13 protein-coding genes are annotated in these 13,138 nt (G+C 71.6%); 6 read left to right on the top strand and 7 right to left on the bottom strand.

Going from position 1 to position 13,138, the window contains the following annotated elements:
* Window positions 1–4 precede the first annotated feature (4 nt).
* Both CEG14_RS10005 and CEG14_RS10000 read left to right on the top strand, forming a co-directional pair.
* A complete protein-coding gene (locus tag CEG14_RS10005; protein WP_094826228.1) occupies window positions 5–352 on the top strand; it encodes a hypothetical protein in 348 nt (115 codons plus the stop codon).
* Window positions 353–581: 229 nt separating this feature from the next.
* Entirely contained in the window at window positions 582–1,295 is a 714-nt protein-coding gene (locus tag CEG14_RS10000; RefSeq protein ID WP_094826227.1) for an MgtC/SapB family protein, read from the top strand.
* A 15-nt stretch (window positions 1,296–1,310) separates the two neighbouring features.
* Here CEG14_RS10000 and CEG14_RS09995 read toward each other — a convergent pair whose 3' ends face one another.
* Window positions 1,311–1,490 carry a hypothetical protein gene (locus CEG14_RS09995; RefSeq protein WP_094826226.1) on the bottom strand — a complete coding sequence of 60 codons (180 nt, stop codon included), beginning with the start codon at window positions 1,488–1,490 and terminating at the stop codon, window positions 1,311–1,313.
* 436 nt (window positions 1,491–1,926) lie between these two features.
* Between CEG14_RS09995 and CEG14_RS09990 the strand changes: the two genes are divergently transcribed.
* A complete protein-coding gene (locus CEG14_RS09990; RefSeq protein ID WP_094826225.1) occupies window positions 1,927–2,853 on the top strand; it encodes an aldo/keto reductase in 927 nt (308 codons plus the stop codon).
* A gap of 6 nt (window positions 2,854–2,859) precedes the next feature.
* On the top strand, window positions 2,860–4,194 hold the full coding sequence (locus CEG14_RS09985; RefSeq protein ID WP_094826224.1) for an NTP/NDP exchange transporter: 1,335 nt from the start codon (window positions 2,860–2,862) through the stop codon (window positions 4,192–4,194).
* Here CEG14_RS09985 and CEG14_RS09980 read toward each other — a convergent pair.
* The gene (locus CEG14_RS09980) at window positions 4,177–5,103 is read right to left on the bottom strand and encodes a LysR family transcriptional regulator (protein WP_094826223.1); all 927 of its coding nucleotides are present in this window, start codon (window positions 5,101–5,103) and stop codon (window positions 4,177–4,179) included. The genes CEG14_RS09985 and CEG14_RS09980 overlap by 18 nt on opposite strands.
* A gap of 122 nt (window positions 5,104–5,225) precedes the next feature.
* Between CEG14_RS09980 and tam the strand changes: the two genes are divergently transcribed.
* Window positions 5,226–5,996, top strand: a complete 771-nt coding sequence (tam, locus tag CEG14_RS09975; protein ID WP_094826222.1) for a trans-aconitate 2-methyltransferase — start codon at window positions 5,226–5,228, stop codon at window positions 5,994–5,996.
* 103 nt (window positions 5,997–6,099) lie between these two features.
* Here the strand turns inward: tam and CEG14_RS09970 are convergent, their stop codons facing one another.
* Window positions 6,100–7,404, bottom strand: coding sequence for a DUF445 domain-containing protein (locus CEG14_RS09970; RefSeq protein ID WP_094826221.1), 1,305 nt, complete (start codon window positions 7,402–7,404; stop codon window positions 6,100–6,102).
* A gap of 45 nt (window positions 7,405–7,449) precedes the next feature.
* Entirely contained in the window at window positions 7,450–9,060 is a 1,611-nt protein-coding gene (gene garD / locus CEG14_RS09965) for a galactarate dehydratase (RefSeq protein ID WP_094826220.1), read from the bottom strand.
* Window positions 9,061–9,332: 272 nt separating this feature from the next.
* Between garD and CEG14_RS09960 the strand changes: the two genes are divergently transcribed.
* Complete coding sequence (locus CEG14_RS09960) at window positions 9,333–10,139, top strand: alpha/beta fold hydrolase (protein WP_094826219.1); 807 nt, start codon at window positions 9,333–9,335, stop codon at window positions 10,137–10,139.
* Between the two features lie 41 nt (window positions 10,140–10,180).
* Here CEG14_RS09960 and CEG14_RS09955 read toward each other — a convergent pair whose 3' ends face one another.
* The 3 genes from CEG14_RS09955 to CEG14_RS09945 form a co-directional block, all read right to left on the bottom strand.
* Window positions 10,181–10,990 (bottom strand): ABC transporter permease, encoded by an 810-nt coding sequence (locus CEG14_RS09955; protein WP_094826218.1) that lies wholly within the window; start codon window positions 10,988–10,990, stop codon window positions 10,181–10,183.
* Window positions 10,981–11,634 (bottom strand): ABC transporter ATP-binding protein, encoded by a 654-nt coding sequence (locus tag CEG14_RS09950; RefSeq protein ID WP_094826217.1) that lies wholly within the window; start codon window positions 11,632–11,634, stop codon window positions 10,981–10,983. Before CEG14_RS09950 ends, CEG14_RS09955 begins: the two co-directional genes overlap by 10 nt.
* Window positions 11,635–11,851: 217 nt before the next feature.
* Entirely contained in the window at window positions 11,852–12,988 is a 1,137-nt protein-coding gene (locus CEG14_RS09945; RefSeq protein WP_094826216.1) for a DSD1 family PLP-dependent enzyme, read from the bottom strand.
* Window positions 12,989–13,138: the final 150 nt, after the last annotated feature.

Here is a 13,138-nt window from a genome sequence, read left to right as displayed (position 1 = left end):
GAGCATGCGCATCGACCAGACCCTTCATCCCGTGCATGGCGCGAGCGCGATCCTGCGCTGCGAGCTCACGGTGCTTGCCGCGCCCGATACCCTGCACCGCGCCCGCAAGACGCTTTACTACCAACTGCGCGACGGCCCGTTGCGCGTCACGCACGTCCACACCGGCCGGCCCGATGGGCGCGGCCTGGCGCGGGCCACGCTGGCGGTGCGCGTGCCGCGCGAGGCGCGCGCCGCGCTGCATGGGCTCATCGTGACGCTGCGCGAGGCGGCGCACGCGCCGGTGATGTGCCGCTACCTGCCGGGGCCCGCCCCCCTGTCGGCGGCGCCGCGCGCCGCGCGGGAGCCGGCATGAGAACGCCGACCGATTGGCTCTGGCTGATCCGCATCGGCCTGCTGCTGGCCATCTGGCTGGTCGCCCTGGTTGCCGCGCTGCTGCGCTGGGCCGGCCTGCACTGAGGCGCGCCCGCCGGGCGCCCATGCAGGGCGCCCACGCAGGACACCCATGCAGGCCGCGGCGAGGATCGCGCGCCCGCGGGCCTGCGCTCGCCATTTTTCAACCGTCCTCAAGAACGGAGCACACCATGAAGCACTTCCAGAACCTCGACCTGCTGGCCTTCGCCAACACGCTGTTCGGCCTCGGCCTGGCCTTCGTGCTGGGCTCGCTGGTGGGCTACGAGCGCCAGGTGCGCCAGCGCACGGCGGGCCTGCGCACCAACGCGCTGGTGGCGATCGGCGCGGCCATCTTCGTCGACCTGGCGTTCCGCATCGGCGGGGCCGATGGCGGCGCGCGCGTCATCTCGTATGTGGTGTCGGGCGTCGGCTTTCTCGGCGCGGGGGCGATCATGCGCGAAGGCGGCAGCGTGCGCGGCCTGAACACCGCCGCGACGCTGTGGGGCTCGGCCGCCATCGGCGCCTGCGCCGGCGCCTCGATGCTGCTCGAGGCCGTGGCCGCGACCGCCTGTGTGCTCGCGGCCAACACCTTGCTGCGGCCGGTGGCCAGCTATGTGAACCGCCAGCCGGTGCAGACCCAGGCCACCGAGGCGGCGATGGTGATCCACGTGATCGCCGACGAGGCACACCAGCAGCAGGCGCTGGCCACGCTCGAAGACATGCTGCAGGCCGCACAGCTGCCGCTGTCGGACCTGAAGGTGGATCAGTTTGGCGAAGGCACGATCGAAATCGAGGCCGCGCTGGCCGATGCGGCCATGGACGAGGCGGGCCTGGACCGCGTCACCGCGAGGATCGCGGCCGCGCCGGCGGTGCGCTCGGCCTTCTGGTCGGCCAGCACGGCCTGACCGGTGTGGGCGCGCTCAGTGCGCGGTGGGGATCTGGAAGTAGGCGGCCGACACGGCCAGCATGCGCTCGACCGACAGCGCCACGCTGGCGCGGTTGATCTCGCCCGGGCGGGTGCCGGAATTGGCCGGCGGCGGCTGGAAGCGGCCCAGCGCCGCGATGGCGCGCACCGACAAAGCGTAGGAGGTATCGAACATGACGTGCCCTTTACATGGAGTCCTGGGGCAGACGGCGCGGCGGCGGGAGCGGGATTGCCCCTGGATGCGGCGCGGTATCTCTGCCGAACCGCGCTGATCGCGATCCGATGGCTGCAGAATACGCGGCGAACATGACAAAACGAACGACCGATCCGCAATATCGCCATAACCGATCCTGCGCCGAAGCGCGCCGGGGCCGGGTTTGGGTTCGGGCTCCGGGCTCCGGGCTCCGGGCTCCGGGCTCCGGGCTCCGGGCTCCGGGCTCCGAGTTCGGGGTTCGGGGTTCGGGCTCCGAGTTCCCGGTTCGCGGTTCGGCGTTCCGGGCGCTTGGCCCCCGGCTTCCGACGGGCGCGGCAGACAGTTCACCAGCTATTGTTTCAATCCCGTGAACCCCTACACTAGGCAGTCCCGCCACGCGTGATTCAAGGAGCCCCGGATGTCCGATCGCCGCCGTTTCCTGGCCCGTTTCAGTGCGCTCGGCGCGGGCGCCGCGCTCGCCCCGGCGTGGCGCCACGCCCTGGCGCTGGAGCCCACCCACCCGCCGTTGCAGACCCGTGCGATCCCGTCCTCGGGCCAGCGCGTGCCGGTGATCGGCATGGGCACCGCCGACAGTTTCAACGTGGGCGCCGGCGAGGCCGAGCGCGCGCCGCTGCGCGAGGTGCTGCGGCGCTTCTTCGCCGCCGGCGCATCGTTGATCGACACCTCGCCCAGCTACGGCCAGTCGGAGGCCGTGCTCGGCGCGCTGCTGGCCGAGGCCGGGCTGCGCGACAGGGCATTTCTCGCCACCAAGCTCAGCATCACGGGCCGCGACGCCGGGCTGGCGCAGTTCGAGGGATCGCTGGCCGCCTTGCGCACCGATCACGTCGAGCTGCTGCAGGTGCACAACCTGCGCGACTGGAAGACGCAGTACGCCCTCATCGCCGCGCTGAAGGCCGAGGGCAAGACGCGCTACACCGGCGTGACGCACTACACCGAGAGCGGCCACGCCGAGCTTGCCGAGGTGGTGCGCACGGTCAAGCCCGACTTTCTGCAGGTCAACTACTCGGTCACCGCGCGCGGCGCCGAGACCACGCTGTTGCCGCTGGCGCAGGCGCTGGGCGTGGCGGTGCTGGTCAACCGCAACTTCGACGACGGCAGGCTGTTCGGCAAGGTGAAGGACAAGCCGCTGCCCGGCTGGGCCGCCGAGGCCGGCATCGGCTCCTGGGCGCAGGCATTCCTGCGCTTCTGCCTGAGCCATCCTGCCGTCACGGCGGTGATCCCGGCCACCGGCAAGCCGGAGCGCCAGACCGACAACCTGCGGGCCGGCTACGGCAAGCCGCTCACGCCGCAGCAACGCCAGTCGCTGATCGACACGGTGGGCTGAGCGCGCATGGCCCACGCTACGCCGCTCGCGACGCGCCTGCGCCGCCTCTTCAACGTGCAGCCGGGCGAGGCCGGCGTGGTCGCCGCCGGCCTGCTGATGTTCTTCCTGCTGTTCTGCGGCTACTTCATGCTGCGCCCGGTGCGCGAGGTAATGGGCCTGGCCGGCGGCGTGAACAACCTGCAATGGCTGTTCACGGCCACCTTCGTCGCGACCCTGGTGGTCCTGCCCTTGTTCGGCGCCCTGGCCTCGCGCATCGCGCGCGCGCCGCTGGTGGCCTGGGTCTACGGCTTTTTCGTGCTCAACCTGGCGGGCTTCGCGCTCGCGCTGCAGCTGCGGCCCGACGACGTCTGGGTCGGGCGCGTGTTCTACGTCTGGCTCTCGGTCTTCAACCTGCTCAGCATCTCGCTGGCCTGGAGCGTGCTGGCCGACGTGTTCACGAGCCGGCAGGCCAAGCGCCTGTTCGCCATCATGGCGGGCGGCGCGAGCCTGGGCGGGCTGGCCGGACCGCTGCTGGGCACGCTGCTGGTCGCGCCGCTCGGCCACGCCGGCCTGTTGCTGCTGTCGGCGCTGATGCTGGCGGCCAGCACGGCCGCGGCGCTGGGCCTGCTGCGCTGGCGCGGCCACCACCCCTTGGCGCGCGAGGAGGCGGCCGAGCGCCGCAAGCCGCTGGGCGGCAACCCCTGGTCGGGCGCGACCGCGGTGTTCCGCTCGCCCTATCTGATGGGCATCGCGCTGTTCGTCATCCTGCTGGCGAGCGCCAACACCTTTCTGTACTTCGAACAGGCGCGGATCGTGGCCGAGCATTTTCCCGATCGCACCACGCAGACGCAGGTCTTCGGCATGCTGGACGCCGTGGTCCAGACCCTGGCCATCCTGACCCAGCTCTTTTTCACCGGCCGCCTCGCCCAGCGGCTGGGCGTGAGCGTGCTCCTGGTGGCGGTGCCGCTGGTGGTGGCGGCCGGCTTCCTGGCGCTGGCGCTGGCCCCGGTCTTCGCGGTGTTCGCCGTGGTGATGGTGGTCCGCCGGGCCGGCGAGTACGCGCTGGTGCGCCCGGGCCGCGAGATCCTGTTCACGGTGATTCCCGCCGAGCAGAAATACAAGGCCAAGAACTTCATCGACACGGTGGTGTATCGCGGCGGCGACGCCGTGAGCGGCTGGCTCAAGCGCGGACTCGACCTGCTGGGCGACCACCCCGCGCTGGCCATGTTCATCGGGGCGGGCCTGGCCGTGGGCTGGGCCGCCACCGGCCTGTCGCTGGGACGCGCGCAGCGCCGCCGCGAGCAGGCGGAGGTGGCCGCGCAGGCGCAGCCCGCGCCCCTGCCGTCAACCGGTCCGGGCTGAACGCCTGCCACGCGCGGCCGCCTGGCGCACCTGCGCCCGCAGCCGCGCCAGCACCGGATCGTCGTCGCCGGTATGGGCCGCGAGGTACAGCGGCGCGGTCAAGCCCTGCGCCCCCGACAGCCGGCGGTACACGATGCCCTCGGCGCCGAAACGCTGCAGCGACGCCGGCACCAGCGACACGCCGAAGCCGGCCGCCACCAGGCTCAATGTCGCGGTGAGGCGCGGCGCCTCCTGCGCCACGTCCGGGCTGAAGCCGGCCGCACGGCAGGCCGACAGGATGCGGTCGTACAGCCCCGGCCCCGTGGGCCGGCGGTACAGCACGAAGGGCTGGTCCGCCAGCGCGGCCAGCCTCAGGGTCGCGGCGGGCCGCGCCGCCAGCGCGTGGCCGGCGGGAATGGCGGCCAGCATGGGCTCCTCCAGCACCGTATCCACCTGCAGGGCCGCGCCGGGCATCAGCATCGAGCGCACGAAGGCGGCCTGCAATCGGCCCTCGGCCAGGGCCTGGCCGAGCTCATCGCTGCCCGCCTCTTCGAGCGTGATGTGCACGCCCGGCCATTGTTCGCGAAAGCGCCGCAGCACTTCGGGCACCAGCGGATGCAGGCTGGCCGAGCTGGTGAAGCCCACGGCGAGCCGCCCGGTCTGCCCGGCGGCCGCGCGCTGCGCGAGCTGCGGCAGCGCCTGGGCACGCGCCACGAGCTGGCGCGCCTCTTCCGCCAGCGCCAGCCCGGCCGGGGTCAGGCGCACGCCGCGCGGCAGCCGCTCCACCAGCGCGGTGCCCAGCGCGGTTTCGAGCGCCTGCAGCATGCGCGTGAGCGGCGGCTGCTGCATCCCCAGCCTGGCGGCGGCGTGCGTGAGATTGGCGGTTTCGGCGATGGTGAGAAAGGCCTGCAGCTGGCGCAGTTCGAGCATGAGCCATACCTCCCTGGTATGGATATCGTTCAATCACGGCATTTGTCATCATAGCTCGACGCTCCTAGACTGCAGGGCATGCGCGGGCCCCGACCCGCCCGCCCGCGACCGAAGGAGACATCATGAGCTGGTCCGCCCAGAAGTATTCCGCCTTCGAGGCCGAACGCACCCGCCCCGTGCGCGACCTCGTGGCCGCCATCCCCACGCCCGACGCCCAGGTGCGCCGCGCCGTCGACCTGGGCTGTGGCCCGGGCAACTCCACCGAAGTGCTGGCCGCGCGCTATCCGCAGGCGCAGGTGAGCGGCATGGACAGTTCGCAGGACATGGTCGACGCCGCGCGCAAGCGCATGCCCGGCACCGACTTCGCGCTGGCCGACATCGAGACCTGGCGTGCCAACGCGCCGGTGGACGTGATCCTGGCGAACGCCTCGCTGCAGTGGGTGCCCGACCACGCCACGCTCTACCCGCGCCTGCTCGACTCGCTGACCGAAGGCGGCGCGCTCGCCGTCCAGACCCCCGACAACCTCGACGAACCGGCGCACCGCGTGGCGCGCGAGGTGGCCGCCAGCCGCCGCTGGGCCGATCAGGTCGGGCGCGTGACCCATCCCGATCGCCACCCCGGCGAATGGTATTTCGAGCTGCTGTACGGCCGCGCCGCCCAGGTGGACGTGTGGCGCACGACCTACACCCACGCGCTCAAGGGCGGCACGCAGGCGGTGGTGGACTGGTTCACGGCGTCGGCGCTGCGGCCCTTCCTCGGCCCGCTCGACGAGCCCGCGCGCAAGGCCTTCCTGAAGGACTATCACGACGCCATCGACGGCGCCTACACCACGCTGGCCGACGGCACCGTGCTGCTGCCGTTCCCGCGCCTGTTCGTGATAGCGGTGCGCTGACCGGCGCGCCGCGCCAGCGCTGCCGTCCTGCGCCCGCGTGAGCCAGGCGCGCCCTCTGCTCGCACGCCGCGCCGGGAATCCGGAGCTGGCGCGCCGCTGACGCTCAGGGCGCCAGCAGCAGCACCACCGCGTGCAGGCACAGGCCGATCAGCCCGCCCACCAGGGTGCCGTTGAAGCGGATGTATTGCAGGTCGCGGCCGACGCTGAGCTCCAGCTCCTGCACCAGGTGACGCTCGTCCCAGTTCTTCACGGTGCGGGCGATGTGCTCGGTCACGCCGCTGCGCAGCCGGCCCGTGAGGCGCTTGGCCGCGCTCATCAGGTGCGCGTTGAGCGCGTCGCGGATGCCGGGGTCGCGCGCCAGTCGGCCCGCCAGGTTGCGCAGCGCCGACTCCAGATGACGGGCCATGGCCGACGACTCGTTGCTCAGGTCGCGCCGCAGGGCGCCGTGGATGTCGCCCCAGAGCGCCTGCACGTATTCCTGCACCTTCGGGTGCTCGATGGCCTGCTGCTTCATGTGCTGCACCTGCTCGGCCAGCGCCGGGTCGGTGCGCAGGCGCTCGATGTAGTCGAGCACCCAGGTCTCGTAGTTGCGCCGCACCGGATGGTCGGGCGTGGCCAGCACCTCGCGCAGCTCGTCGACCAGGGCCAGCGCGATCTTGTCGGCCAGCTTGTCGGCCATGTCGTCGAGGTCGGCCACCAGGTCCACCGCCTTCACGATGCGCGGCCACTCCTTGCGCGCGAACTTCACCAAAAGCGTCGAGGCGCGGTCGCGCACGTCGGCCTCGCCCAGATAGCCGCCCAGCCGCGACAGCGCGGCATCGAGCAGCTCCTGGTGGCGGCCGTCGCGCGTGAGCAGCGTGAGCACGTCGCCCGCGGTGCGGGCCGCGTCCCAGCGCTGCACCGTGTCGACCACGAAGCGCTGGATGGCGCCGCGCACGGCGCGCTCGTCCAGCAGGTCCAGCATCTGCAGCGCGATCTTGCGCGCGCCCTGTGCCAGCGCTCGGGTCTGGGCCGGCTTGGACAGCCAGCGCGCCAGCCGCAGCGCGGGGTCGAAGGCGCGCAGCTTCTCCAGCAGCGTGTCGGGATCGAGAAAGTGGTCGCGCACGAAGATCGCCAGGTTGTCGGCGATGCGTTCCTTGTTCGACGGGATGATGGCCGTGTGCGGGATCGGCAGCCCGAGCGGCCGCTTGAACAACGCCACCACCGCGAACCAGTCGGCCAGCGCGCCCACCGTGGCGGCCTCGCAGAAGGCGCGCACCCAGGCCCAGGCGCCCTGCCCGCCCATCACGTGGCTGGTGATGAAGCCGGCCAGCATGGCCAGCAGCAACACGAGCGCCCAGAACTGCATGCGCCGCAACTGGCGGCGCCGGATTTCATGCAGGGGCTGCGGGGCATCGATCTCGGGCATGGGCGATCCGGTAGTGACTCACCCCCCGAGCATACCAAGCCGGGCTCAGGTCACCGGGCCCGGGTTGAACAGCGCCAGCGCGTTGTGCAGCTTGAGCTTTTCGGCGCAGGTCTGCTGTTCGCCGCTGGCGACCGCGATCAGCAGGCGGAACAGCTCCCAGCCCACGTCTTCGATGGTGGCCTCGCCGGTGGCGATGCGCCCGGCGTTCACGTCCATCAGGTCATGCCAGCGCCGCGCCAGGTCGCTGCGCGTCGCCACCTTGACGACCGGCACCTGGGCCAGGCCATAGGGCGTGCCGCGGCCGGTGGTGAACACGTGCAGGTTCATGCCGGCCGCCATCTGCAGCGTGCCGCAGATGAAGTCGCTGGCCGGCGTGGCGCAGAAGATCAGGCCGCGCGACGTGAGTCGTTCGCCCGGCGAGAGCACGCCGGAGATCGCCGAGGAACCCGACTTCACGATCGAGCCCATGGCTTTCTCGACGATGTTCGACAGGCCGCCTTTCTTGTTGCCCGGCGAGGTGTTGGCGCTGCGGTCGGCGGCGCCTCGCTCCAGGTATTTGTCGTACCAGTCCATCTCGCGGATCAGCGCCTGCGCCACTTCGGGGGTGGCCGCGCGCGCCGTGAGCTGGTCGATGCCGTCGCGCACCTCCGTGTTCTCGGAGAACATGACCGTGCCGCCCGCGCGCACGATCAGGTCGGCCGCGAAGCCCACCGCCGGATTCGCGGTGAGGCCCGAGAAGGCGTCGCTGCCGCCGCACTGCACGCCCACCACCAGGTCGGACACGGGACAGGGTTCGCGGCGCCGCGCATCCAGCCGCGCCAGATGCTTCTCGGCGGTCTGCATGATGGCGTCGATTATGGCGCCGAAGCCTACGTGCTGCTCATCCTGCAGGCACACGGTGTCGACGGGCTCGTCCCAGGGATTGGCATCCTGCTGGGCAATCGGAATCGTGGTGGCGCGGCCCTTGACCGGCATGAGGCGCTCGGGCTGCAGCTTCTCGCAGCCCAGGCTCACCATCATGGGCTCGCCGCCGAAATTCGGGTTGCGCGCGATATTGCGCAGCGTGCGCACCGGCACGGCCGCGCCGGGCGCGTCGATCGCCACGCCGCAACCATAGGTGTGCTCGATGCCCACCACGTCGTCCACGTTGGGATAGCGCGGCAGCAGCTCGTCCTTGATGCGGCGCACGGCGTGTTCGACCACGCCCTGCACGCATTGCACCGTGGTCGAGATCGCGAGGATGTTGCGCGTGCCCACGGTGCCGTCGGCGTTGCGATAGCCCATGAAGGTGTAGCCCTCGAGCGGGGTGCTCTGCGGCGCCGGGCGCGTGGCGATGGGCAGGTCGTCGAGCGTGCGGGCCGACGGCATGGTCGTGACGCGCTCGTTGATCCAGCTGCCGCGCGGCAGCGGCCTCGCCGCATAGCCCACGGTCACGTTGTAGCGCACCACCTCGTCGCCCTCGGCCAGGTCCGTGAGCGCCACCTTGTGCCCCTGCGGCACCCCTTCGACCAGCGTCAGGCCACACGGAAACACCGTGCCCGCGGGCAGTCCGCCGTCGTTGGCGACGATGGCCACGTTGTCGTTCGGATGGACCTTGATATAGAGCGGCGCCTGTTTGGCGGCGACGGGCGGCGGAGCTTCGGTGACGGCGGGCATGGCGGGTGTCTCGGGACGTGTTGACTGTTGCGGGCCGGCAGGCGGCCTCGCGGTGTTTCGCGGTCGGGCCGGCCTGTGGGACGCGGCCGCCTCGACTTGTAAAACAAGTGTCGGCCAAATTCGTCAGCTTGTAAAGACAGCGGGCTGGGTTTGCCCGCTGCAGCCCGGGGCGCTCGTCCCGCCGTCGTGGAGCGGCAACAACTTTCTCACCACGGCCGGCCCGGCGGGCGCTAGCATGAGCGCTCCCTTCCCGCGCCGCCAGAGGCCTTCTCATGCAGACCCTCCAGATCGCCAACGCCGGCGCCGTCCTGGCCGTGACCACGCAGGGCCAGGGCGCGCCCGTCGTGTTCCTGCACGCCAACGTGTGCGACAGCGGCATGTGGGAGGCCGAGCTGGCCGCCACAGCGCGCACCCACCTCGCCGTCGCCTACGACCGGCGCGGCCACGGCCAGAGCCGCGCCGGCGCCGAAGACTACTCGGCCGTGGGCGACCTGCTGGCCGTGCTCGACGCCACCGCGGGGCCGGCGCCGGCCACCCTGGTCGCCTGTTCGGGCGGCGCGCGCATCGGGGTCGACACCGCCCTGCGCCATCCGAAGCGGGTACGGTCGCTCGTGCTGGTGTCGCCCACCATCTCCGGCGCGCCGCCGCCCGACTATCCCGAGCCCGTCCTGGCCCGGATGAACGCGCTCAAGCAGGCCGAGGCCGCCGGCGACATCGAGGCGATCAACCGCATCAAGGCCCACCTGTTTCTCGATGGGCCGCTGCAGCCGGAGGGCCGGGTCGGCGGCGCGGTGCGCGAACGCTTTCTCGCCATGCACCGGCGCATCCTGCTGGGCCCGCGCGCCGGCACCGACATGGACGCCGAGCCCGCCTGGCCGCAACTCGGCAAGCTGGAAGCACCCACGCTGGTGATCTGGGGCGAATACGATTTTCCGCACATCCAGGCGCGCGCCCGCGCCCTGGTCCAGGGTCTGCCGCGCGCGCAGGGGCACGCCTTGCGGCAGGCGGCGCACCTGCCCGGCCTGGAGCAACCCGCCGAGTCGGCGGCCCTCATCACCGGATTCCTGCACGCGGACTGACACCGCACGACCGCCCCCCTGCGTGCAGCGGCGGCGCGCGCTCAGGCGTCGCCGCGCTCGGGCAACAGGCGGTCGAGCCGCAGCCGATCGCGCGTATCGGTCAGCCGGCGCATCGCCAGCCACGCCGCGCCCATCGCGGCCAGGCCGCTGGCACCGCACAGCAGGAACATCAACAGGATCTGGTACTTGGCGGCCTCGACCGGGTCCATGCCGGCGATGATCTGGCCGGTCATGATGCCCGGCAGGGTGATGATGCCGGCCGCGGCCATCTGGTTCACGCTCGGCACGATGCCGCGCCGGACCGAGGCGCGCACCAGCGGCGCAAAGGCCTGTCCCACCGGCGCCCCCAGGGCCAGCTGCGCCTCGATGGCCGCGCGCTCGCGCCGGATGCCCGACAGCATGCTGTCGAGCGCGAGACTGGCCGCGTTGAGCACGCTACCCAGCAGGATCCCGACGAGGGCGATGGTGTAGCGCGGGTCGTACCAGGGGTCAGGCCGCAGGGCCGTGTGCAGCACGAACAGGGCGGTGAGCACGGTGGTGCAGGCCACCGTGAGCCCGCCCACCCAGGCATTGCCGCGTCCTGCCAGCCGTTCGCGCGGCCGCGCCGCGACTTCGCGCGCGGCAAGCCCCATCATCAACGCCAGCACCAGCGCGGTCAGCCAGGGCGCATCCTGCGCGAACACCACCCGCAGAATGTGGCCTACCAGCAGCAGCTGCACCACCGTGCGCGTGGCCGCCCACAGCACCTGCCGCTCGAGCCCCATGCGCAGCAACAGCGAAATCAGCGCCGACACCAGCACCAGGCTGGCCGCCGTCAGCAGGTCCGCGATCGAGAGACTGATCACGCCCATGCGGCCTCCGGCCTGCGTTGCCACAAGGGCGAGAGCACGCCGGCCTGCATGTGCCAGCCCGTGTCTGCCAGGCGGCGCGCCTGGCTCTCGTTATGGGTGACCAGCACGATGCCCGCTCCGCGCGCCAGCGCCCCGCGCAGCACCGCCTCGACCCGCGCGGTGGAGTCCGCGTCGAGCGCCGCCGTCGGCTCGTCGAGCAGCAGCACGGCGGGCTGCAGCAACAGCGCGCGCGCCAGACCGAGCCGCTGGCGCTCGCCGGTGGAGCATTCGTGCACCATTGCGTCGAGCTTGTCGGGCGCCAGTCCCAGCCGCGCGAGCATGGCCCGCGCCGCATCGGCATCCGGGAAGTGCGGCGCCACGTGCTCGTGCCACCAGCCGGCCTCGGCCTGGCAATACACCACCTGGCGCCGCCATTGGGGTGCACACATGGCGCTGCGTGCTTGCGCGCGCAACCAGGCCTCGCCGGCGCCGGGATCCAGGTCGGCGATCTGGCGCAGCAGCACCGACTTGCCGGCCCCGGACGGGCCCAGCACCGCCAGGCACTGGCCCGCGGCCACGCTCAGCGTCGTGGGCGCGAGCCGCGCGCAGGCGAGCGCGTCGAGCCGCAGCAGCGGTTCATGGGAGGATTCTGCGTGTTCGGACATGGCGCGAGTATGCCAGCCCTTGCGTCAAGGGCGCGTCAAGAACGCTTCAAGGCGGGGCGCAGTCGTGCCGTTGCGGGCGCGGCCGCGTGGAGGCTGCACCGGCCCGATGCCGCGTGGCATACGGCAGGCATGTTCCTCTCGGGAGCGATGCCTTCGCGCCAGCACCGGGCAGCGGCGCCTTTGCCTTGGGCGCCCTCGAGCCCGCGCCTTGGCGGGTTCACCAGCCGTAAAAGCGCGGCCACTGCGTGCCGCTGCCCTCGCCCACCACGCCGTAAACCGGAAACTGCGCGCCGGTGGCGCAGGCATGGTTGGGCAGGATGCGGATGCGCATGCCCACCGGAAAGTCGCGGGCGACGTCGGCCGGCACGCTGCCATCGGTCGGCGCCAGGATGCCGTGTTCCTGGTTGGCCTGCGTCATGAGCCAGCCGTCCAGCGGCCGGCCTTCCAGGTCGCACGGCAGGCCATAACCGTAATCCTGCCCCTGCTTCGAGGTGCCGCGGTCGCGGCTCATCGCCATCCAGCCCGCGTCCACCACCACCCAGCCCTTGTCGGGCTGATGACCGATCACGGTGGCCAGCACGCTCAGCGCGATATCTTCCTTGCGGCACACGCCTACGTTGTGCATCACCAGGTCGAAGAAGGCGTACACGCCCGCGCGCACCTCGGTGACGCCGGGCAGCGCGCGCGCCGCCAGCGCGGTCGGCGTGGAGCCCACGCTCACGTTCGGGCATGCGATGCCGATCTCGCGGATGCGCTCGGCCGCTCGCACGCAGCCCGCGCGCTCGACCTCGGCCAGCGCGGCCAGCGCCTCGTCGTCATTGAGCTCATAGCTCGAGCCGGCATGCGTGAGCACACCGCCCACCAGGCCGGCCGCGTCGAGCGCCCGCGCCACGTCCAGCAGCTCGGGCTGCTCCGGCGTGATGCCCGAACGATGGCCGTCGGTATCGATTTCGATCCAGGTTTCGAGCGTCTCGCCAGCCTCGCGACAGGCCGCCACGATCGCCTCGGCGCCGGCGACGTTGTCGACGATGATCTTCAGATTGCAGCCCGCCCGCTTGAGCGCGAGCGCGCGCGGCAGCTTGGCGGGGGCCATGCTCACCGCGTACAGAATGTCGGTGATCCCGGCGGCGAAGAACTGTTCCGCCTCCTTCAGCGTGGACACCGTGATGCCGCGCGCGCCCGCCGCGATCTGGGCCTGCGCGACCTCCAGGCACTTGGTCGTCTTGACGTGCGGACGCAACGCCACGCCCAGCGCGTTCATGTGTTCCTGCATGCGCGCGATGTTGTGCTGCAAGCGCGGCAGGTCCACGATGGCGGCGGGCGTGTCCAGCGATTCGAGAAAGGTGGCGCTCATGGCGGCTCCGGAAAGAGGCAGGCGCCAGGGTGGCGCGTATGCCTCATTTTAGAAAATCCCGGGAGGGCTGTGATTTAGCTTCTTATTATTCTTGTGTGTAGCCTGGCTGAATCATTCTTGCCTGTTTTTGTTCCGGCCGGGGCAAGGCGG

It is taken from the genome of Bordetella genomosp. 1, assembly GCF_002261335.1.
Taxonomy (GTDB): Bacteria; Pseudomonadota; Gammaproteobacteria; order Burkholderiales; family Burkholderiaceae_B; genus Bordetella.
Note: the sequence above shows the minus strand (reverse complement) of the source record. Positions and strands in the feature narration are given on the sequence as shown.